The sequence below is a fragment of the Paraburkholderia atlantica genome (assembly GCF_009362785.1).
Classification (GTDB): Bacteria; Pseudomonadota; Gammaproteobacteria; order Burkholderiales; family Burkholderiaceae; genus Paraburkholderia; species Paraburkholderia atlantica.
The window spans coordinates 1-18,710 of record NZ_WHNQ01000004.1 but is presented as its reverse complement, the minus strand read 5'-3'; the positions used below and the strand labels follow the sequence as shown (position 1 = coordinate 18,710).

The following is an 18,710-nucleotide window of genomic DNA, read 5'->3' as shown; positions in this document are numbered from 1 at the left end:
CCGCCTTAGCGGTCGTCGAGAGATTTCGGCAAGCGCATGGCCGCCGCCGCCCCGAGAATCAGAAAGGCCGAGATGACATACATGCCCACATCGGCGCGGCCGAGCATCACGTTGAGCATGCCGACCAGATATGGCGATACGAAGCCCGCAATATTGCCCACTGAATTGATGAAGGCGAGCGCCGCCGCCACCGACGCACCGACGAACATACTCGTCGGCAACGCCCAGAAGAGGGCAATGCAGGAATAGACACCTGCCGCCGCAACCGACAGAAATAGCACCGTTACGATCGGACCGGCCGAAAGCCACATGCTTGTCGCAAGTCCCGCGGCCCCGATAACCATGAACAACGCGAAATGCACGCGTCGCGCGCCAGTGCGGTCAGCGCTGCGGTTCGACAAATAGAGCGCCAAAGCAGCAAATATGTTCGGTATCGCGGAATAGAGCCCGATCGACAATGGATCGATCACACCGCTGCGTTTGATCAGCGACGGCATCCAGAAGCCGAGCGCGTACAGACCCATGATCAGGCAGAAGAAGATTCCGCAGAACTCCCACAGCTTGCGGTTGCCGAGAAACGCCCTAACGCTCGAATGATCGATTTTGCTCGCGTTCTCCGCTCGGACTTCGGCGAGCACGAGATGTCGCTCCTCCTCGGTGATCCAGCGCGATCTGGCGGGATCGTCATCGAGAAAGGCCAGAACGATGAAGGCGAGCACAACCGCCGGAATCGCCTCGATCAGAAACAGCCATTGCCACGGGGCGAGCATCTTACTGCCGGCGGCCGCGTGCAGGATGTACCCCGATATCGGGCCGCCGACGACAAACGCCAGTGGCGCGCCCATGACATAGATGGACATCGCGCGTCCGCGATAGCGCGCGGGAAACCATAGCGTGAGAAGATACATGATCGCCGGCGCAAAACCGGCTTCGGCCGCGCCGAGCAGAAACCGCGCGATATAGAACATCGTTGGCGTTTTGACCAGCACCGTCGCCGCGGAGATCACACCCCACGTCAGCATGATGCGCGCGATCCACTTGCGCGCGCCGACCTTGCGCATGATCAGATTGCTCGGTACCTCGAAAAAGAAATATCCGGCAAAAAAAATACCGGCACCAAGCCCGTAGATCGCGTCATCGAAGTGCAGGGCATCGAGCATCTCCAGCTTCGCGAAGCCGACGTTGACACGGTCCAGATAAGCGACGAGGTAGCAAATCAACAGTAGTGGCAACAGCCTCCAATAGGCTCGGTAATAGGTTCGGCTTGCGTCAGTCTGCTTGACGGTATCGTCGCCATATAGCGCTTCCATGCATGTCTCCAATGTGGAAATTTTTTTAGCGCTTTCGGGGCGGCATGCATTCTGTCCAACGCGGCACGCCGCCGTTGTCCTGGGGGAACGCGACAGGCTCAGTCGAGGTAGTCGGGCTCCTCCTCGTTGATCTCGTATAGCATGGTCTGGAAGTGCAGCCAACTGATGAACGAATTGCCGAGGTGCTCGTGCGAGTACTCTGCAAATCCCGGGTCGATCGGTACGGGGCGAGATTCGGTCGCGTCCATGAGTAACTGCATCTTGCAGCAGTGATCCAGCGCGATGAAAGTCCATACGGCGTCATCGATGCTGTGGCGGCTGGCAGTCAGCAGGCCGTGATTCTGGTGAATGATCGCCTTGTGATCGTTGAACGCGCGCGCGATCGGATTGCCCGATTCGTTCGCCACTGGCACCTTGCCCGCCCCGTCTCGCACGACCGTATGACTGCCGTAGAACATGCAGGCGTCCTGCGTCACGTAATCGAGCGGTTTGCCCATCGCGGCCCATGCATCGCCGTTGGCGGTATGCGCGTGGCACGAACCGATGACGTCCGGATTCTCGGCATGAATCGCAGAATGCAGCACATAGCCTGCGCGATTTACCGCATATTTGCCTTCGATCACGGTACCTGAGTGATCGACGAGCACGAGTTGCGAGGTCTTCGTGCGCGACCATGGCACGCACATTGGATTGGTCCAGAAGAGTTCCGGATGCTCGGGGTCGCGGACCGTGAGATGTCCGCCGAAGCCAAAACTGAACCCGTGCCGGGCGAAGATCCGGCACGCGGCCGCCAGGTGTTCCTTGCGATAGCGGCGCTCCTCGGCGGAACTGGAAAATGTCGGTTCTCGCGGGAAAATCAGACCCTCTTGCGTCGGGCTATAAATCGAGTCCTTGGCGTCCATCAACATCGGCGCGTCTCCTCATGAAATATGAAGCCCCAGTATAGAAGCGGATTTATGGGCGATTCAGAGGTCACCAGGAATAGGATTTATGCCGGCAGGACACGGCGTGCACGTGAACAGCGGGCGCGTGAAAGCGCGAGAACTTGCTCGAAAGAGATCAGGCCCGGAGATTCGGGGAACGTGCATGGCATTGATTTTAAAGGTGAAAATAAGACAGGCCGCCAGTTTTTCAGCGAAAAGGACGATTACTCCCGGATCGCAGAATCGCGCTGGCAGCCTCAATTTCGCTGCGCAGCCTTTCTGTTGCCATTGGACCGAAAATGCTGCGGTTTTCGGATAGTCAATGCACGCATCGGATAGCGCCACTGAGCCCTCGAACGGTACCCTGCCATCAACAAACCCGACCCCTTGAAGGAGGTTTATCCTCCTGGCCGTCCGGGCGGCCAGGAGAGAAATCAATTCCGAGGAGACAGGATGAGCATCTACGAAAGAGGGTTGCAGCGCCGGGACGCCAACCATGTGGCGCTGAGCCCTATCGATTTCCTGGTCCGCGCATCCGAGGTCTATGGAGGGCTCCCGGCTGTCGTCTACGGGCGAGTAAATCGTACTTGGGGTGAGACATTCGAGCGTTGTGTTGGGCTGGCTAGCGCCCTGGCCTCGTTGGGTATCAAACGCGGCGACACGGTGGCAGTGATGCTGCCAAATATCCCGGCCATGGTTGAGATCCACTTCGGCGTTCCTATGGCGGGCGCAGTTTTGAATGCTCTCAATACGCGCCTGGAAGCCTCGATCCTATACATGATCGAGCACGGTGAGGCGAAAGTTTTAATCGTAGATACCGAATTCGCGGCAATAGCTGATCGGGTTCGGGAGTGTTTCCCGGAAATAAAAATTATCTGTGTTCAGGATTTCGAGTCGGACATTGATCACGGCGCAATGCCAAATGATATCGAATATGAAGACTTCATTGCCAGTGGTGACTCGAATTTCGAACACCTGCTTCCGTTCCCTGATGGATATGTAAAACCCAAAGACCGGTCGAAGGACATTATCATTTCTGGCGGCGAGAATATTTCCAGTATTGAGGTTGAAGACGCGATCCATAGTCACACAGCAGTGGCAGTGGTGGCAGTTGTTGCACAACCGGACGCGAAATGGGGCGAAGTTCCCTGCGCCTTTGTGGAGCTCAGGCCCGGTCAACAAGCATCGGAATCCGATATTACTGCCCACTGCAAGCCGGTCCTGGCCGGTTTGAACGTGCCGAAGGCTGTTAAATTCTGCGAATTGCCTAAAACGTCCACGGGAAAAATTCAAAAATTCGCGCACCGGCAACAGATTGGTTCTGCGGCTGCTATTTCGCAATCTCAGTCTTAGTCGTTCGTAAAAGTAAGAGGATTCCCTGCACTCCGCGGAGAATGTAGGGAACCAGTTGGGACAAGTACGTATTGACACTATGTCGGTATTATTTGGAAAATTCCGGGAAGATGAGAGAGGTTATATGGATATGCCCGGCAATAAGAGGAGTGGCTTACTGCTTCCCAACTTCGAAGATTTCCACACACGAGACATAGAACAGGCACGACTCTGGGGGCAACGCGTTTTTTGCGACAATGAGATTATCAGTTTGCAGCGGAAAGATGAAATCAATGCCCAAATGTACTATCGAAAGATAGGCGGCCTGGGCGTGGGTTTCATGAGTTATGGCGGCGAAATTACGATTAATCCAAGTCAATTCGATGGTTTTTACCTGATTCAGATCCCTCTGTGCGGCAGTGAGTGCATCGTGCGAGGTTCCGAGGTGACTTACACGTCATCGAGTGTCGGTTCCGTTCTCAACGCGGGTCAACAGATCCAGCTTGTGCATGGGGAGAACACTGAAAAGCTGATTCTGCGAATCGAGCGTGATTTGTTGGAGCGTCAAGCCGCGCAATATCTGGGCCACCGCGGGCCGAAACAGGTTGAATTCGACACGGCGATGCCGCTTGATACTGCCGTAGGGCAAAGATGGGCACGCACGGTTTCATGGTTGATAGATTATCTGGGCGGTGAGAACATTCCTAACTCTCCGTTGATAGATGCTCAGATAGAGCAAATGATGGTTTCTCTATTGCTCGCGAGCCAGCATAGCAATTTATCGGAAGGACGCATCGGCGACGAGCGCATGGTGGCCCCGGCGTTTGTTCGCCGAGCCGAAGCCTTCATTGAAGAGAACGCCCACAAGCCGATTGCAGTATCCGATATTGCAGAGCACGTGGGCGTTAGCACGAGTTCGTTGTACACGGGATTCAGGAAGTATCGCAATAGCTCACCCATGATATTTCTGAAGGAGGTTCGACTTCAGCGAGTCAGGGAGCAATTGCTATCCTGTAATGCGGGCCAGGTAACCGTAACCTCGGTGGCCCATCAGTGGGGATTTGCCCACTTAGGGCATTTTGCAACCGATTATAAGCGCCGATTTGGTGAGAGTCCGAGCGAGACTCTCGCACGATGAGAAAAGCCCTCCGTTGAGGGTTGTGAAGCGCACGCGAATAAAGACGAAGGGCAGGCGAGCCAGTGGTTCGGGACCACTCGTAGTCTTTGGCAAATCGGCGGAAGCGATTGAGCCAACCGAAGCTGCGCTCGACCACCCGACGGCGCGGCGGCAAACGGACCTCTTTTTTCGCCTCCGGCAGCTTGATTACCTGAAGCTCGATCCCTTCGTCGGGTGCCGTCTGCGCAGGCTCCTCGCCAGTATCGCCGTGCTCGGCGGACGGCACTTTGCAGGGCCTTTCCCGCGGAACCTGACGCGCCACCTCGCCGAGACCCGCGCGCACTCCTATCTTCACGATGGCCTCCAAACAATCCGCCTATATCCAGCGTCGTATTCGCTGGTAAACCATCTCCCCCGATGCAACGTCGTTGGGCAGCAAAACGCCACGGTGCACGCGCGCACACGATTCGGCGCAGCGCGTTGAACATCTCGCGCAATTCATAGCGGTGCTGCGGTCCGCCCCTGCTCATCAAGATCAGGTGTGAAGCGGCGATCACCACTCTTCATCCGATACATCCGTCGTGCCGTGCTGATGCGGGCCGTTACTGTTCCATCGAGGTCCCTACGCATCCATGGCTCGAGAGGCGACGAGAAGGAATAGAGGGGCGGTGGTCTTCCAATTAGGGAAACCCCGCCCCTTATTTCTTGTGGTCTTTGGATAGTCCTGTAGTTCTCGGAGTGCCTGGAAACGGGCATCCCGATAACCTATCCGTACGGTCAGTCTTTCGAGAATGGTTCAACCAATGAACGGGCGCGAAAGAATGCCCGTGCTGACAATACCCCGTAGAGATCGTCCCTCTAAGTTTCGGAGACTTAAATGACAGAACAGGTTGTTCGCCGCCGTGTCGTTCAACACGGTATCAGCGATTCGCGCTACAACGATGCGAAATCGCAGAGCCAGTATCAGCCGTACAAGGATGCAGCTTGGGGTTTCATCAACCACTGGTACCCGGCGGTGTTCAGCAAAGAACTCGTGGAAGTCGAAGGCGACAGCGACGAAGATCTCGTGCCGAGCGTGAAGGGCATTCAAATCGCTGGGGTTCCTATCGTACTGCGTCGCGTCAACGGAAAGGTTTTCGCCGTCAAGGATCAGTGTGTGCACCGTGGTATTCGTCTCTCCGAGAAGCCGATGTGCTTCAACAAGGAAACCATCACGTGCTGGTACCACGGCTTCACGTTCAATCTGGACGACGGCAAACTCTCGACCATCGTTGCGAACCCGGACGACAAACTGATCGGCACGACCGGCATCACCACGTACCCTGTTGAAGAAGTCGCCGGCATGGTGTTCGTGTTCGTTCGCGAAGACGACTTCCCGCTCGAAGACGTTCCGCCGCTGTCGGACGACCTGCCGTTCCGCTTCCCGGAGAACAACGAGCGCTTCCCGCACCCGCTGTGGCCGGATACCCCGTCGATTCTCGACAAGGACGCAGTTGCGCACGGCATGCACCGCACGGGCTTCGGCAACTGGCGTATTGCTTGCGAAAATGGTTTCGATAACGCTCACATCCTGGTTCACAAGGACAATTCGATTGTCCACGTGAATGATTGGGTGCTCCCGCTCGGTATCCTTCCGGTCACCGACGACTGCATTCAGGTCGTTGAAGACGAAACGGGTCCGAAGGGCATGATGCAATGGCTCTTCACGGAAAAGTGGGCGCCGGTCCTGGAGAACAAGGAACTGGGCCTCAAGATCGACAACCTGAAGGGTCGCTTCTACCGTACCTCGGTCGTTCTCCCCGGCGTACTGATGGTCGAAAATTGGCCGGAAGAGCACGTGGTCCAGTATGAATGGTACGTTCCGATCACGGACGACACGCACGAGTACTGGGAAGTGCTGGTCAAGATCTGCCCGACTGAAGAAGACCGCAAAAGGTACAAGTACCGTTTCGACCGCGTTTACAAGGAACTGTGCCTGCACGGCTTCAACGACTGCGATCTCTACGCTCGCGAAGCAATGCAGCACTTCTACGCTGACGGCACGGGTTGGGACAACGAGCAGTTGGTCTCGACCGATATTTCGCCGGTCACATGGCGCAAGCTCGCGTCGCGCCACAATCGTGGCATCGCGAAGCCGGGCAAGGGTGTCTACGGTGCGGTGAAGACCCACAGCACGCGCTTCAAGGATACGGCGGATGGAAAGCGTCCGGCGTACTTTGTCGATCAGGTCTGGTTCTAAATCGGTCAGGGATTCCTTTTAGAGTGGGACTCCCCGGTCCTGCAATGCTTGTAATACCCCGGCGCCTCAGGCTTGGTCAGTGAGTTTCTCCGAAATGAACCTCTGAGCTTTGAGTGCGCCAGTCTTAATTATTCAATATCTAAGCTTGCGATCGGTAGCGGAACCTACCTACCTGCATAACGCATTAGATCCGAACTAGAGTCCGTGTTATGAGCCTGCCCAGCGATTTGCATAATCTTGAATTACACGACCTGTCGCTGTTGATTCGCAGTCGAAAAGTCAGTCCCGTAGAAGTTACCCAGGCGCAGTTGAAACGCATCGAGGCCCTTGACGGGACTCTGCACAGTTATGCGCGGGTTACTCCGGATCTCGCGCTTCAGCAGGCGAAGGAGGCTGAAGAGGAATTGATGCGTGGTCAAATCCGTTCGCCGATCCACGGCATTCCTCTGGCCTATAAAGATCTGTTCGATACTGCTGGCATCATCACTTCGGGCGGTATGCCGATCCACGGGCAAAGGATCCCCATGCAGAACGCGACCGCGGTGCAGTTGATGCATGACGCCGGCGCTGTGATGCTGGGTAAGCTGCAGATGACGGAAGGCGCTTTTGCCATCAATCACCCCTCCATTCCGGATGCCGTTAATCCGTGGGGTGCGGGTCACTGGGCGGGGGCTTCCTCCACGGGCTGTGGCGTGGCGACCGCTGCTCGACTTTGCTATGGCTCTCTGGGAACCGACACTGGGGGTTCCATTCGATTTCCCGCGGCGGCAAACGGGTTGACGGGTATCAAGCCCACGTGGGGTCGCGTGAGCCGTTTCGGTGCATTTGAACTGGCTTCATCGCTGGATCATGTCGGACCCATTGCGCGTTCCGCTTGTGATGCGCTGATTTTGCTCGCCGCTGTAACAGGACACGACACGAAGGATTCGACGTCGCTCCCTCATCTGGGGCTGAACGTCCCGCCGATCGAAGAGAACTTCAAGGGCTTGCGTATCGGTGTCGATGAGTCCTGGATCAGTGAAGGGGTCGATCCGGTTATCCATCGTCAACTCGAGACCGTCATCGCAATGATTATCGACGCGGGCGGCTTGGTCATCAGTGTCAAAGTTCCGGATACCCGCGATGTCAGCAGAAACTGGGAACTCCATTGCGGTGTTCAGACCGCGGTGGCGCACGAATCGACCTATCCGGTTCGTGCATCGGAATACGGTCCTGCCTTGAGTCGCCTGATTGATCAAGGTCGCGAACTCTCCGCAATGGACTATCAACGGATTCTTTTGGAAGCTCGCCGCTTTAACGGAGCTATGGACGCGCTCTTGTGCGAAGTGGATCTGATTTTGGCTCCGGTGCAACCCTATGCGGCTCCAACTTTCGAGCGGTTGGCTGACTTGGCAGGAGATCCTGAAGCCAATCGACGCCTGATTCAATTCACGGCTCCATTCAATGTCAGTGGTCACCCTGCGATGGCACTTCCGATCGGCTTTACTGAAAACGGTATGCCCATTGGTGGCCAATTCATTGGGCGCAAATATGGCGAGGTGACAGTGGCCCGCGCCGGGATGGCTATTCAAAAAGTGACCGATTGGCACCGTCAGGCACCGACAAATTTTAAATGACCGTGATCTGCTGAGGAACGGTTTCAGTCGCCCTGAATAAAGACAGACTCTCTATAGTATTTGAATCGTCATGAATCAAGCGCATCAGATTACGATCAATTTTGCGGATGGCGTGAGCCGAACCTTCGCGGCTGACCATAACGAAAATGTTCTGGATGCCGCTATCAAAGCGGAAGTTCCCGTGCTGTATCAGTGCCGCGCGGGCGCGTGTGCCAGTTGCACCTGCAAGCTGGAGGAGGGTCAGGCAAGCAATATCCCGGGCGCAAGTTCGACGCTGCTGGCTAGCGAATTCGCATCCGGTAGCCGTCTTCTGTGCGTGACCCAAGCCGAATCGGACGCTACGTTTTCGGTGGCTTACGGTAGCGAAGTAGGGTCATCGGTCGCACAGGAACTCAATGCGTTCGTCAACAGCGTTGAGCGAATTGCTGCGAACGTCGTCAAGCTCACGCTGGAACTCGCGGAAGGTTCGTGGGCGGAATTCCGTCCGGGTCAGTTCTTCCAGATCACGGTTCCGGGCCTGGGCGTTCTGCGCTCCTACTCGCCATCCTCCAATGCGGCAGATCTTCCGAAAATGGAGTTCCTGATCCGTCTGCTGCGCAATGGCGCGATGTCCTCCTTCCTGGAAACGCAGATTCAGGTCGACCAGGTTCTGCAGCTGAAGGGCCCCTATGGCGCGTTCTTCCTGCGTGAAGAGTCGAAACGTGCTCCACATATTTTCGTGGCCGGTGGTACGGGTTTGGCTCCGATGCTCTCGATGATCGACACGATTCGCAAGTCGAGTGCACGCCCACCGATGCTGCTCAATTTCGGTTGCGCTGTGCCCGAAGTGCTGTTCTCGCTGGACGATATTCAACTTCGGCAACAGTGGCTCCCGAAGCTCGAAGCGCGCATCTGCGTGGACCGCGGCGCACAGGAAGGTGACGGCCTGCACTTGGGATCGCCGGTCGCGGCCCTCAAGGAAGACGACGTCAAGGATCCGAATTCGGTTGCCTATCTGTGCGGCCCGCAACCGATGATTGATGCGGCGACCACGCGCCTGATCGAATTGGGCATGAAGCCAGAAAACATCTTCGCCGAACAATTTGTCGCATCGAACTAAGGAGCGCGGACATGGAATTCAAACGCACGAAACAGGTGCCGTTCTCGGCACAGCAGGCCGAATGGTACGAGAAGGCGAAGGCGAGTCTGAACCCGAAGCGTCTTCAAAAGCTCCTGTTTGAACTGACCAACATCCATAGCCCTACGGGCGCGACCAAGGACGCTGCGTTGTATCTGCAGCATCACATGGAAACGATCGGCCTCAAAACCAAGGCTCATGATCTGTCTCCTGCTAGTCGTTCGGTGATGGGCGAAATCCGGGGTGAGGGTAATGGTGCTTCGCTGCTTCTCTACGCACCGCTGGACACGCATCTGGACCGTACTCTCGAAGAAGAAATTCTCTCCGGCGAGGGTCAAGAAGCCGATGTGCAACCGTACGCTCAGCAGGTTGATGACTGGGTCTTTGGCCTTGGTGCTTCGAATCCGAAGGGCATGATCGCCACGCATACCGAAGTTTGCACGGCGATCCTCGAAGCGGGCATTCCGCTAAAGGGCAATCTGTTGTTGGGTATGGCCGATGGCGGCATGCCTGTCGATATCAAGGAGCGCTATTCGGGCATGTCCAATGGCGTATTGGGACTGCTGAATCGCGGTATGTATCCCGACTTCGCAATCATCATGAAGCCGTGGAACTGGGTCTACCACGAAGAACCGGGCATGGCATGGTTCAAGATTCGTGTGCGTGGAACCATGGGCTATGCGGGCATTCCGCATGATGTCCCGGGTTTCCGTTCATCGGTGGTTCCCGCTGCAACGGTCATTCAGGAGTTGCAAGCCTGGCTTCCCGGCTATACCGAGCGTAATACGTCGGGCGTGATCGCGCCGCACGGATGGATTGCGGGTGTTCGTGGCGGCCAGATCGAACGACCGGCATTCCCTTCGGCGGTAACCGATATCTTTTTCGATGTTCGTGTGAACCCCCGCGTCAGCCCTGCGGATGTGAAGGCGCAATTCGCCGCGTTTATCGATGACCTGAAGGCTCGTAAGCCCGAGATCGAACTCGACTGGGAAATGTACGGTTCGGTCCCCGGCGGCACTACCGATCCGGATAACTGGATCATCCAATCGGCCAAGCGTGGCTGGGAACATATCGAGGGGCGCCCCCACGGTACCCCGGATTACCTGGCGGGACAAACGGACGGAGCAGCTCTGCGTCGCTACGGTATCCCGACGGCCCGCATTGGCTGGCCGTGGCCCGCTCAAGGTGCTCCGCTTCCTGTTGCCGAAGGATTGGGTGGCATGGGTGCGACTTATGTGCCCGATCTGATGCCGTGCGCCGAAAAGATCCTTTACGCGGTGATCGATACGCTCACGCGTTCGCGACAAGATTTGGGTCTTTAGGACTTTGATACCGGGGCCCAATGAGCCCCGTCAAATCAGGTAGCACAGGAGACGAAATGAAGCGTATCAAGATGATTTTCCCGGTTCCGATGAGCGAAGCCACGCGCCCGCTGGTGGAGTCGCAACTCCCGCCGTCGATGAAGCGTCCGGACATCGAAGTGGAGTTCGTCGGCGCCGGTCAAGTCATGACGCTGGCTGATTCGTATCTCGACATGGCTGTGATGGAAATGGCCGTTATCGAAGCAGGCGTCAAGGCTGAAGAACAAGGCTTCGATGCTGTCTGTATCAACACGGTTTCGGATTCCGGCCTCTATGCACTGCGTTCGCGCCTCTCGATCCCGGTGATGGCCCCGGCCATTACGTCGTTCCACCTCGCTTGCTCGCTGGGCCATAAATTCAGCGTGCTCACGATGTGGCCGCAGTGGCACGCGCTGTACAAGAAGACGACCAAAGAATACGGCCTCGAAGGTCGCCTGGCTTCGATTCGTGACATCGGTGTGCGTCCCGATACGCAGGAACTCCTTCAAGGCAAGGAAGACGTGGTATTCGCCGCTCTGCTGGAGGCGGGCAAGAAGGCGATCGCCGAAGACGGCGCGGACGTTCTGGTTCTCGGTTCGACGACGATGCACCAGTCTCACGAGTTCCTGGCCAGGAATCTCAACGTGCCTGTGCTGAATCCTGGTGTCGTCGCATACAAGTACTGCGAGATGCTTCTGGACCTGGGCCTGTGCCACAGCAAGACTGCGTTCCCGAGCCCTGAAACGAATAAGGACGTGGCCTTCGCTGCGTTCGGCGGCTAAGTATTCACAGGGGAGTCCGGCAATGCAAGAGAACAAACGGAACGTGACTGACCTGACGATCGCGGAAGCTCAGATAGCCTTCAAAGACGGCCGGATGACGAGTACGCAACTGGTACAGGCTTGCCTTGAACGCATCGACGAGGGTAAGGATCTGAATGCCTTCGTTACCGTTGACGCTGAAGGTGCATTGGCGGCTGCGGCTGCAGCCGATGCGCAGCGTTCTAGCGGGGCCCGTTTGGGCCCCTTGAGCGGCATCCCCATCGTTATCAAGGACAACATCCACAGTGCAGGTATTCGCTGCACCGCGGGCACTCCGGCATTTGCAGAATTTGTACCGGCCACGGATGCTCCCACGGTTGCCCGACTGCGTGCGGCCGGCGCGATCGTATTGGGAAAAACCAATATGCACGAATTGGCGTACGGGGCGACGGGGTACAACGGCGCGTTCAACACGGGGCCGAATCGCGGCGTGCGCAATGCGTACGACAGCACTCGCGTTGCCGGCGGCTCCTCCTCGGGCTCCGGAACGGCGTTGGGCGCGCGTATGGCACTGGCAGCCTTGGGTACGGATACGGGCGGCTCCATGCGCATTCCTCCGTCGCTCAATGGCGTGCCCTCACTGCGACCCACGCAAGACCGCTATTCCGGCGCGGGCGTGATTCCGATTGCGAAATCGCGCGATACGGTGGGGCCGATGGCGTTGGCAATGACCGATGTCGCGCTTCTGGACGAAGTGATTACCGGCGAAACCGAACTGCCCAACCTATCTTTGCATGAGCTTCGCTTCGGAATTCCCGCGGAGTTTTGGCTGAATCTGGACGAGGACACGCGAGAGCTCGCGGAGCAGGCAAAGGCAAAGTTGAAGGCACTGGGTGTCACTTTCGTGGAACTCGGCGAATCGGGCCTCGCCGCATTGAATGCGGAAGTTGGATTCCAGGTGGTGATCGGAGAGTCCCGATCCAGCATGACGGAATATCTGGAAGAAAACGGGCATCGGATGACCATCGAACAGATCGCATCGAAGATTGACAGCCCGGATGTGAAGTGGATTTATGAAAACTGGGTGTTGCCCGGCAAGTTTCCGGTTGCACAGGGCGAACTGGTCGACGTCGCGCCCCTCTATGACTCCGCACAGGCTGTGGGCGGCGGACGCGACAAGCTGCGCGCGCGGTACAACGAGATGTTCGACACCCACGCTCTGGATGCAATGATGTTCCCCACTACGGCGTGTGTTGCGCCGCTGGCGAACGATAGCATCTACGAAGAAGAGAACTTCCGTCACCTGATCCAAAACACGGAACCGATGGCGAGTGCCGGTCTTCCGGGCATCAACCTACCGATTGGCCGTGGCTCCCGTACGGGTATGCCGGTAGGCATGGAATTCGATGGCCGTCGGGGATCGGATCGTCGCATGTTAGCGATTGGCATCTTGCTGGAAAGTGTTTTTGGCCGCGTTCGCCCTTAAAAGAGGAGTCTAAATTGATCAATGCACTCAGCTATATCGTGGTGGAAACACCGCGTATGCGGGAATGGGCTGAACAGGCTTCGACACATGTCGGATTGCAGGTGGACGTGCTCGAAGCCGGAAAGACCATGCGACTTCGCGCTGACGAGAAGATTCAACGTTTCGTTGTCACCGCTATTGAAGGCGAGTCCACGATGGGTATGGGCTTCGAGGTCGCTGACGAGCAGACATTGATCGCGTGCGCGGCTGCTCTCGAAGCGGCCGGCTATAAAACGACGCAAGGGACGCCGGACGAAATCGAGTTCCGAGGCGTCCAGGACATGATTCACTTCCGCGACCATGATGGTGTCCGGCTGGAGATCGCGTACGGTTTGAAAGATGCTGATACGGAATTCGCGCCCGGCCGGCCGATTGGTGGATTCCGCATGGGCAAGATGGGCTTGGGTCATGTGGCGTTCATTACGGAGCACTTCGAGGAGACTTCGAATCTCTATCGAAACGTGTTGGGCATGAGCCTCACGGATTACACATACAAGCCGTTCAAGGTTGAATTCCTCCATTGCAATCCAAGGCACCACACGATTGGTATCGCCCATACCGGTGGAAAGTCGGCTATTTATCATTTGATGCTCGAATACAACGACTTCGATGACGTGGGTCGTGCCTACGATACGGCGCTGATGAACCCGGAGTCCATCGGTGTCACGCTGGGTCGTCATATCAATGATCACGCCACTTCGTTCTATCTGAAGAACCCGGATGGCTGGATGTTCGAACTCGGTTGGGCCACGCGCACGGTGGGTCCGGACTGGGAAGTCGAAGAACTCAAGGGTATGAGTCTTTGGGGCCATGACCGCACATGGCTCCCCGATGAAAAGCGCGAGGAAGCGCGACAAATTCTCAAACGGCTGGCTGCCGAAGGTATGCGTGCGCCTGTCGTTCTCCCTAACACGCAGAAGGAACAGTAAATGAATGTCTCCGCTAGTCCGGAAATTGCCAACCAGATCGAATTGGACGGCTACACGCTCAACTATCACGACCAGGGACAGGGCGATGTCATTCTGCTGATTCACGGATCGGGCCCCGGCGTCACTGCATGGGCTAATTGGCGAGGGATCATCCCGACGCTGAGTCAGAAGGCTCGTGTCGTGGCCGCCGATATGCTCGGCTTCGGTTACACGAAGTGCCCGTCGGATCTGAAGCTGGATCCGGCTGCCTGGGTCAAATCGCTGATCGATCTTCTCGATGCACTGAATATCGACAAGGTATCGGTGGTCGGCAATTCGTTCGGCGGGGCTATCGCACTGGCACTGGCTACGGCTCATCCGGAGCGCGTCAACCGCCTGGTTCTGATGGGCGCAGCCGGCATCTCGGCGCCGATCAGCGCGGGCCTCGAAAAGGTGTGGGGCTATGAACCCTCATTGGAAGCCATGCGCGGTCTGATGGAGGTCTTTGCATATGACCATTCGATCATCAATGACGATCTGGTCCGTATGCGTTATGAGGCATCGATTCGTGCGGACGTGCAGGATCGTTTCTCCAGGCTATTCCCGGCCCCGCGTCAACAGGGCGTGGAAATGCTCGCGCTGCCGGAAGGCAAGCTGAAATCGATCGAACACAAGACGCTTCTGATCCATGGCCGTGATGACCAGGTGATTCCGGTTGAATGGTCGGAGCGTATGGTGCGCCTCATTCCGCACGCTGATCTTCACGTGTTTGGCGAATGCGGCCATTGGGTGCAAATCGAAAAGGCACAGGCGTTCGCGAAGCTGGTTGTGGACTTCCTCGTCGATTCGGCCATCGCAGCAAATTGAAATGCAACTGAGAGAAGTGTTATGAGCGAAATCCAAAATCTGGACATTGCGGGACGCTGGGAAGTCCAGCGTTGGGAGCAAATCTATGACGATGGCCGGGTCACCTATCCGATGGGCCAGGAACTGGAAGGCTTCATGGAGTACGGGGTGAACGGCATGTTTTGCGCGATCGGCAAGAAGGGCCGCGAAGCATTCACGACAGGCGGCCAGTGGAATGCGTCGGATGCGGAAAAAGCTCAGGCGTACATGACGTACCTGACGTATGCGGGTGATTACGAAGTTCAGGGCAACGTGGTGACGCACAAGGTCCGGCATAGCCTGTTCCCGAATTGGGTGGGAGGCGAACAGAAGCGCTTTGCCGAACTCAACGGCGATGTACTTCAACTGACGACGCACAAGCTGGAAGCAGGAACGGATGAAGCCCGTGTTGCACGCTTGGTGTTCAAGCGCAAGAGCAACGTTTAAGCAGGACCAGGAAATGCCGATTCTTCTCGAATGTCTGTCGCATACACCGCTTCACGGTTACTTCGACCCATCGCCGGACGTGGTGATGGAAGTCGAACGGGTCAACGCGGCTTCACGGGAGCGTGTACGTGCGTTCGACCCGGAACTGGTCGTCGTGTTTGCTCCTGATCACTACAACGGCTTCTTCTACGACATGATGCCGCCGTTCTGCATTGGCGCTGCGGCAACTGCGATTGGGGACTACAAGAGCCTTGCGGGCGAATTGCCGATCGATGCGGATCTGGCAAAGCGCATGGCGGATAGTGTGCTTGCGGCGGAAGTGGACGTGTCGATTTCGTATCGGATGCTTGTCGATCACGGTGCGGCGCAAGCGCTCGAACAGGTCACGGGCGGACTGGATTCTTATCCCGTGGTGCCGGTGTTTATCAATTCCGTGGCACCGCCGATGGCAACCCTCAAGCGTTCGCGTCTGTTGGGCAAGGCCATCGGTGAGTTCCTGAAGCAGACCGGCAAACGGGTGTTGATTTTGGGTTCGGGCGGCATTTCCCATGAGCCTCCCGTTCCCGAGCTGGCGGGGGCGTCGCTGGAGATCGCAGAACGCCTGATCCACACGGGACGCAATCTGACTCCGGAACAACGGAACGCGCGCCAGGAACGCGTAATCAACGCGGCCAAAGCTTTCACTGCCGGAGACGCACCGAACATGCGCGCGTTGAATCCCGAGTGGGATTTGGCGTTCCTCAACCGCTTGCAAAATGATCTGATGGCCGTGGATCGGATGAGCAACGAGGAGATAACGCGCGACGGCGGAAAGTCGGCGCACGAAATCCGTACGTGGGTCGCAGCGTTCGGTGCCCTGTCGGCATTCGGTGCCTATGAAGCGCAGTTGGATTTCTATCAGCCGATTCCCGAGTGGATTGCCGGTTTTGCGTGCATGCACGCAAAACCTTTGAACTGAGCCGGAAGAAAGAGACGAAAGAGATGATGTCAAAGGAAAAGATGGACGCGATTGCACAGCGTCTGAGCCAGGCCGAGGTCACCCGTCAGGTTATCGAACCGGTGCGGGAAGAAATCGCTCTTGACGATATCGCAAGTGCCTATGAAATTCAGCAGATCAACGTCGATCGCCGTATTGCCGCCGGTGAGCGCGTCGTGGGCCGCAAGATTGGCCTCACGTCGCTGGCGGTGCAGAAGCAACTCGGCGTGGATCAACCGGACTTCGGGGCGCTGTTTGCCTCGATGTCCTATGGCGATGCTCAGCCAATTCCGCTTTCGAAATTCATTCAGCCGAAAGTCGAAGCTGAAATCGCACTCGTGCTCAAGAGCGATCTGACGCAGACGCGTCATACCTATGCCGACATCATCGGGGCAACCGATTACGCGCTGGCGGCCATCGAAATCGTGGATAGCCGTATTCGCAACTGGGATATCCGCTTCGTCGACACCGTCGCAGATAACGCCTCGTCGGCAGCCTTTGTTCTGGGTTCACGTCCGGTCTCACTGGCCAACGTAGACCTGTGTGCAGCGACGATGACGATGGTGCGTGGCGACGGCGTATCGGTATCGCAGGGTTCCGGGTCTGCTTGCCTAGGCAATCCGCTGAACGCTGCCGTATGGCTGGCCGATCGCATGGCCCAACTCGGTACACCGCTGAAGGCGGGCGACATCGTGTTGACCGGAGCCTTGGGCCCCATGGCCGCCGTCACGGAGCCGGATACATACACCGTGAGTATCTCGGGCTTGGGCAATGTCCGGGCTCGCTTCGAATAACGCATTTCAGGAACGTACACATGACGGCAAAACTCAAGGCCGCGATTATCGGCTCGGGCAATATCGGCACGGACCTCATGATCAAGATCATGCGGCACGGCAAGCATCTGGAAATGGGGGCGATGGTTGGCATCGACCCGAATTCGGACGGCTTGGCCCGCGCCGCGCGTCTGGGTGTCGCAGTGACCCACGAAGGTGCCCAGGGTCTGGTGAACCTGCCGGTTTTCAAAAACATTGACGTCGTGTTCGATGCCACGTCGGCGGGTGCACATATCAAGAACGACGCATTGCTGCGTCAGCACAAACCGAACATTCGCGTCATCGATTTGACGCCGGCTGCGATTGGTCCGTACTGCGTGCCCGTGGTGAACCTCGATGCGCAAATCGATGCGCCGAACGTCAACATGGTCACGTGCGGTGGACAGGCAACGATCCCGATGGTGGCTGCCGTGTCCCGCGTGACCAAGGTCCACTATGGCGAAATCGTCGCGTCCATCAGCAGCAAATCGGCCGGTCCGGGCACGCGCGCGAACATCGACGAGTTCACTGAAACGACGTCGAAGGCGATCGAAGCCGTCGGCGGCGCCGCGAAGGGTAAGGCGATCATCGTTCTGAACCCGGCTGAACCTCCGGTGATGATGCGCGATACGGTGTACACGCTCTCGGATCTCGCAGATCAGGCGAAGATCGAGGCGTCGATCGATGAGATGGCGAAGGCTGTGAATGCTTATGTGCCGGGATACCGTCTGAAGCAGAAGGTGCAGTTCGATGTGATTCCGGAATCGGCGCCCATTAACGTGCCGGGTCTCGGCAAGTTCAGCGGCCTGAAGACCTCGATCTTTATCGAAGTCGAGGGGGCGGCCCACTATCTGCCCGCATATGCAGGCAATCTGGACATCATGACCAGCGCAGCCCTCGCTACGGCAGAGCGTATGGCTGAACGCATGGTCGCTGTGGCATAAGCGGTAAAGGATAAAGAACATGAGCAACGGTAAGAAACTCTATATCTCCGACGTGACGCTGCGCGACGGCAGTCACGCCATTCGTCATCAGTACTCGATCCAGAACGTGCAGGACATCGCACGCGCATTGGACAAGGCGAAAGTCGATTCGATTGAAGTGGCGCACGGCGACGGACTGCAAGGTTCGAGCTTCAATTATGGCTTCGGCGCGCATAGCGACCTCGAATGGATCGAAGCGGTCGCCGACGTGGTCGAGCACGCGAAGATCGCGACACTGCTGCTGCCCGGCATTGGCACGATTCACGACCTGAAGGCTGCGTATAACGCGGGTGCACGCGTGGTCCGCGTGGCGACGCACTGCACGGAAGCGGACATTTCGAAGCAGCACATCGAATACGCGCGCGAACTCGGCATGGACACCGTCGGCTTCCTGATGATGAGCCACATGACCACGCCGG

General features: G+C 57.2%; 16 protein-coding genes and 2 pseudogenes. 15 read left to right on the top strand and 3 right to left on the bottom strand.

All coding sequences use genetic code 11. The annotated features are described in order from the left end of the window. Window positions 1-5: 5 nt before the first annotated feature. Both GCT19_RS06680 and GCT19_RS06675 read right to left on the bottom strand, forming a co-directional pair. The gene (locus GCT19_RS06680; RefSeq protein WP_152851435.1) at window positions 6-1,310 is read right to left on the bottom strand and encodes an MFS transporter; all 1,305 of its coding nucleotides are present in this window, start codon (window positions 1,308-1,310) and stop codon (window positions 6-8) included. Between the two features lie 98 nt (window positions 1,311-1,408). Then, on the bottom strand, window positions 1,409-2,218 hold the full coding sequence (locus GCT19_RS06675) for a class II aldolase/adducin family protein (RefSeq protein WP_018434424.1): 810 nt from the start codon (window positions 2,216-2,218) through the stop codon (window positions 1,409-1,411). A 468-nt stretch (window positions 2,219-2,686) separates the two neighbouring features. Here GCT19_RS06675 and GCT19_RS06670 point away from each other — a divergent pair, with 468 nt between their 5' ends. Together GCT19_RS06670 and GCT19_RS06665 are read left to right on the top strand one after the other, a co-directional pair. Continuing rightward, window positions 2,687-3,586: an AMP-binding protein gene (locus GCT19_RS06670; protein ID WP_152851434.1), complete on the top strand. Its 900-nt coding sequence runs from the start codon at window positions 2,687-2,689 to the stop codon at window positions 3,584-3,586. 124 nt (window positions 3,587-3,710) lie between these two features. Further along, entirely contained in the window at window positions 3,711-4,703 is a 993-nt protein-coding gene (locus GCT19_RS06665; RefSeq protein WP_152851433.1) for an AraC family transcriptional regulator, read from the top strand. Window positions 4,704-4,745: 42 nt separating this feature from the next. On the opposite strand, the pseudogene GCT19_RS45075 reads toward GCT19_RS06665, so the two are convergent. Then, window positions 4,746-5,262, bottom strand: a pseudogene (locus GCT19_RS45075) (transposase); the annotation flags it as partial. 297 nt (window positions 5,263-5,559) lie between these two features. Here GCT19_RS45075 and GCT19_RS06655 point away from each other — a divergent pair. From GCT19_RS06655 to mhpE, 13 genes and pseudogenes are all read left to right on the top strand, one after another. Next, window positions 5,560-6,921 carry a Rieske 2Fe-2S domain-containing protein gene (locus tag GCT19_RS06655; RefSeq protein WP_152851432.1) on the top strand — a complete coding sequence of 454 codons (1,362 nt, stop codon included), beginning with the start codon at window positions 5,560-5,562 and terminating at the stop codon, window positions 6,919-6,921. A gap of 209 nt (window positions 6,922-7,130) precedes the next feature. Continuing rightward, complete coding sequence (locus GCT19_RS06650; RefSeq protein ID WP_152851431.1) at window positions 7,131-8,537, top strand: amidase; 1,407 nt, start codon at window positions 7,131-7,133, stop codon at window positions 8,535-8,537. A 70-nt stretch (window positions 8,538-8,607) separates the two neighbouring features. Next, window positions 8,608-9,636 (top strand): FAD-binding oxidoreductase, encoded by a 1,029-nt coding sequence (locus GCT19_RS06645; protein ID WP_152851430.1) that lies wholly within the window; start codon window positions 8,608-8,610, stop codon window positions 9,634-9,636. Window positions 9,637-9,647: 11 nt separating this feature from the next. Continuing rightward, complete coding sequence (locus tag GCT19_RS06640; RefSeq protein WP_152851429.1) at window positions 9,648-10,976, top strand: M20 family metallopeptidase; 1,329 nt, start codon at window positions 9,648-9,650, stop codon at window positions 10,974-10,976. Between the two features lie 56 nt (window positions 10,977-11,032). Beyond that, complete coding sequence (locus GCT19_RS06635) at window positions 11,033-11,776, top strand: aspartate/glutamate racemase family protein (RefSeq protein WP_018434431.1); 744 nt, start codon at window positions 11,033-11,035, stop codon at window positions 11,774-11,776. Between the two features lie 22 nt (window positions 11,777-11,798). After that, the gene (iaaH, locus tag GCT19_RS06630) at window positions 11,799-13,241 is read left to right on the top strand and encodes an indoleacetamide hydrolase (RefSeq protein WP_152851428.1); all 1,443 of its coding nucleotides are present in this window, start codon (window positions 11,799-11,801) and stop codon (window positions 13,239-13,241) included. Window positions 13,242-13,255: 14 nt separating this feature from the next. Further along, window positions 13,256-14,209 carry a VOC family protein gene (locus GCT19_RS06625; protein ID WP_184128260.1) on the top strand — a complete coding sequence of 318 codons (954 nt, stop codon included), beginning with the start codon at window positions 13,256-13,258 and terminating at the stop codon, window positions 14,207-14,209. Further along, on the top strand, window positions 14,210-15,055 hold the full coding sequence (locus tag GCT19_RS06620; protein WP_152851427.1) for an alpha/beta fold hydrolase: 846 nt from the start codon (window positions 14,210-14,212) through the stop codon (window positions 15,053-15,055). It begins immediately after the preceding gene. Window positions 15,056-15,076: 21 nt separating this feature from the next. Further along, window positions 15,077-15,520 carry a lipocalin-like domain-containing protein gene (locus GCT19_RS06615; protein ID WP_152851426.1) on the top strand — a complete coding sequence of 148 codons (444 nt, stop codon included), beginning with the start codon at window positions 15,077-15,079 and terminating at the stop codon, window positions 15,518-15,520. A 13-nt stretch (window positions 15,521-15,533) separates the two neighbouring features. Further along, the gene (locus GCT19_RS06610) at window positions 15,534-16,478 is read left to right on the top strand and encodes a 3-carboxyethylcatechol 2,3-dioxygenase (protein WP_152851425.1); all 945 of its coding nucleotides are present in this window, start codon (window positions 15,534-15,536) and stop codon (window positions 16,476-16,478) included. 23 nt (window positions 16,479-16,501) lie between these two features. Beyond that, entirely contained in the window at window positions 16,502-17,290 is a 789-nt protein-coding gene (gene mhpD / locus GCT19_RS06605) for a 2-keto-4-pentenoate hydratase (protein WP_408582374.1), read from the top strand. 20 nt (window positions 17,291-17,310) lie between these two features. After that, entirely contained in the window at window positions 17,311-18,252 is a 942-nt protein-coding gene (locus tag GCT19_RS06600; protein WP_018434438.1) for an acetaldehyde dehydrogenase (acetylating), read from the top strand. 19 nt (window positions 18,253-18,271) lie between these two features. Further along, window positions 18,272-18,710, top strand: a pseudogene (gene mhpE / locus GCT19_RS06595) (4-hydroxy-2-oxovalerate aldolase); the annotation flags it as partial.

What these genes read in the sequence shown, in the direction of transcription:
- GCT19_RS06680 (WP_152851435.1), bottom strand. Translation starts at nt 1,310, where the DNA reads ATGGAAGCGCTATATGGCGACGATACCGTCAAGCAGACTGACGCAAGC.
- GCT19_RS06675 (WP_018434424.1), bottom strand. Translation starts at nt 2,218, where the DNA reads ATGTTGATGGACGCCAAGGACTCGATTTATAGCCCGACGCAAGAGGGT.
- GCT19_RS06670 (WP_152851434.1), top strand. Translation starts at nt 2,687, where the DNA reads ATGAGCATCTACGAAAGAGGGTTGCAGCGCCGGGACGCCAACCATGTG.
- GCT19_RS06665 (WP_152851433.1), top strand. Translation starts at nt 3,711, where the DNA reads ATGGATATGCCCGGCAATAAGAGGAGTGGCTTACTGCTTCCCAACTTC.
- GCT19_RS06655 (WP_152851432.1), top strand. Translation starts at nt 5,560, where the DNA reads ATGACAGAACAGGTTGTTCGCCGCCGTGTCGTTCAACACGGTATCAGC.
- GCT19_RS06650 (WP_152851431.1), top strand. Translation starts at nt 7,131, where the DNA reads ATGAGCCTGCCCAGCGATTTGCATAATCTTGAATTACACGACCTGTCG.
- GCT19_RS06645 (WP_152851430.1), top strand. Translation starts at nt 8,608, where the DNA reads ATGAATCAAGCGCATCAGATTACGATCAATTTTGCGGATGGCGTGAGC.
- GCT19_RS06640 (WP_152851429.1), top strand. Translation starts at nt 9,648, where the DNA reads ATGGAATTCAAACGCACGAAACAGGTGCCGTTCTCGGCACAGCAGGCC.
- GCT19_RS06635 (WP_018434431.1), top strand. Translation starts at nt 11,033, where the DNA reads ATGAAGCGTATCAAGATGATTTTCCCGGTTCCGATGAGCGAAGCCACG.
- iaaH (WP_152851428.1), top strand. Translation starts at nt 11,799, where the DNA reads ATGCAAGAGAACAAACGGAACGTGACTGACCTGACGATCGCGGAAGCT.
- GCT19_RS06620 (WP_152851427.1), top strand. Translation starts at nt 14,210, where the DNA reads ATGAATGTCTCCGCTAGTCCGGAAATTGCCAACCAGATCGAATTGGAC.
- GCT19_RS06615 (WP_152851426.1), top strand. Translation starts at nt 15,077, where the DNA reads ATGAGCGAAATCCAAAATCTGGACATTGCGGGACGCTGGGAAGTCCAG.
- GCT19_RS06610 (WP_152851425.1), top strand. Translation starts at nt 15,534, where the DNA reads ATGCCGATTCTTCTCGAATGTCTGTCGCATACACCGCTTCACGGTTAC.
- mhpD (WP_408582374.1), top strand. Translation starts at nt 16,502, where the DNA reads ATGATGTCAAAGGAAAAGATGGACGCGATTGCACAGCGTCTGAGCCAG.
- GCT19_RS06600 (WP_018434438.1), top strand. Translation starts at nt 17,311, where the DNA reads ATGACGGCAAAACTCAAGGCCGCGATTATCGGCTCGGGCAATATCGGC.